The sequence below is a fragment of the Maritalea mediterranea genome (assembly GCF_021568695.1).
In the GTDB taxonomy this organism is placed as follows: Bacteria; Pseudomonadota; Alphaproteobacteria; order Rhizobiales; family Devosiaceae; genus Maritalea; species Maritalea mediterranea.
Genome location: NZ_JAKGTI010000006.1, coordinates 1 through 1,868, shown reverse-complemented (window position 1 = coordinate 1,868; position 1,868 = coordinate 1). Strand labels below are relative to the sequence as shown.

At 52.8% G+C, this 1,868-nt stretch carries 1 protein-coding gene and 1 pseudogene; both read left to right on the top strand.

Annotation, left to right across the window (positions count from 1 at the left end):
- A pseudogene (locus L1I42_RS16150) lies at window positions 1-276 on the top strand (methyl-accepting chemotaxis protein); the annotation flags it as partial.
- 102 nt (window positions 277-378) lie between these two features.
- The coding region (locus tag L1I42_RS16145) for a HAMP domain-containing protein (protein WP_236115780.1) at window positions 379-1,868 on the top strand (1,490 nt) is incomplete at its 3' end.

The window sequence follows — 1,868 nt, the reverse complement described above, 5'->3', positions numbered from 1 at the left end:
ACGACGCAGCACAATGCGGCGCTGGTGGAAGAAACCAACGCAGCGATTGAGCAAACGGAAAACCAGGCCACCGAACTGGACAAGATCGTCGATGTGTTTGTCACAGACGGCGAAGCGCGTGTGGTTGCCGCCAACCAGGGTGGGTCCGCCCGGGCGCCGTCGGCCAAACCTTCGGGTATTAAACAATTGCAGTCAAAAGTATCCTCTGCGGCGAAATCGATGTTTGGTCGGGGGAGTGAAGCAGTGGCCGTTGATGAGGAGTGGGAGGAGTTTTAAGTTCCACGCGCACTGCAACACATTCTTAAATGCTTTTGTATTAAATGGAGGCACTCAGATGGAAAATCTGAGTGCCTCATTTGCTTTGAACGGGTAGACAGCATGACATTCATGAAGACATTGGAAAAAATGACCATCGGGTCCCGTATTCGCCTTCTGACGATTACAGGGACCTTGCTTTTTGCACTCTTGGGCGCCGGTTATTTTTATGGCTATGTGGTGACCAGCGATGTCAAGCAGGATGAAGCTCGGTTTGAGCAGATCAATCAAACGGTGCAGCAGATCCGGGCAAGTGTGTTACGCGTTCGCACGATTGAGCGCGACTTCATCAATGACCCCGACGAACAAAAACTGTTGCAAGTTGCGGCAGAAAAAGCAGGCATAGAAGCCGAGTTTGAGCGGTTGAATGGCTTGGTGCAAGCGCCGGAACTCGCCGCCTTGTCCGACGAGGTTAAGGCCAATATAGATACCCAGTTCGAGCATTTTTCAAACATTCAGGCCCTGGTCGAACAGATCGGCTATAGCGAAGAAGAGGGGTTGCGCGGCAGCTTGCGTTCTGCCGTTCAAAGTGCAGAAGAAAAGGTAAATGCGGCCAATTTGGACAATCTGACTGTTAAAATTCTGATGATGCGTCGGCATGAGAAGGATTTTATTATCCGTGGTGGTGAGAAATATATCGGGCGCTTGCACGACCGTGTGACGGAGTTCAACGGGCTGTTGAGCGAAAGCGGCCTTTCCGCAGGAGATCAAAGCCAGATCTCCGGATTGATTGACGGATATAAGAGCCGGTTCGATGCATTCTCTGAAAGCAAGTCGGCGCTTAACGAACAGATCGCCGTTTTGGATGCAGATTTTGAGAGCCTGTTGCCAAAAGTAGAGGAGCTGGCGGCGCAAGCTGAGCAGGGCGCAGCTGCTGCTGTCGCCAAGCTCAATCAGGTCAACCAGCTTGTTCTGATTGTGTCCTTCTCGATTATCGCGGTGGCCACATTCTTGATTTTGGGTGCTGGTCTGATCATCGGGCGGTCGATCTCTGTTCCCTTGCAGCGCCTGGCAGAAAATGCCGACGAGCTGGGGGAAGGCAAATTGGATATTGAAATTCAGCCCGACCAATCGAAAAGTGAGATCGGCGTGTTGACCCGTGCGCTTGAGGTGTTCCACCAAAATGCGATGCGCGTGGCCAAGCTGGGCGAAGAAGAAGCGATCCGTCAGCAAGAGGTCCTCAAACGGTCAAAAATGATGGAGGATCTGCAATCTTCATTCCGCAGTGTCGTGGGAGCTGCTTCGGCGGGCGATTTCTCGCAACGTGTGGACGTGGATATTCCGGACCCTGAGTTGGCCAAACTGGGCGACAATGTGAACGCGCTTGTGGACACAGTTGACCGCGGGCTGAAAGAAACCGGCGAAGTTATGGCGGCGCTGGCCAACACCAATTTGACGGTACGTATGGAGGGAGATTACCAAGGGGCCTTCCTGCAGCTCAAAAATGACACAAACCGCGTGGGTGATCGTCTGACCGAAGTGGTCAAGCAATTGCGCACCACGTCACGGGCCTTGAAAACAGCGACCAGTGAAATCCTCTCGGGTGCCAATGA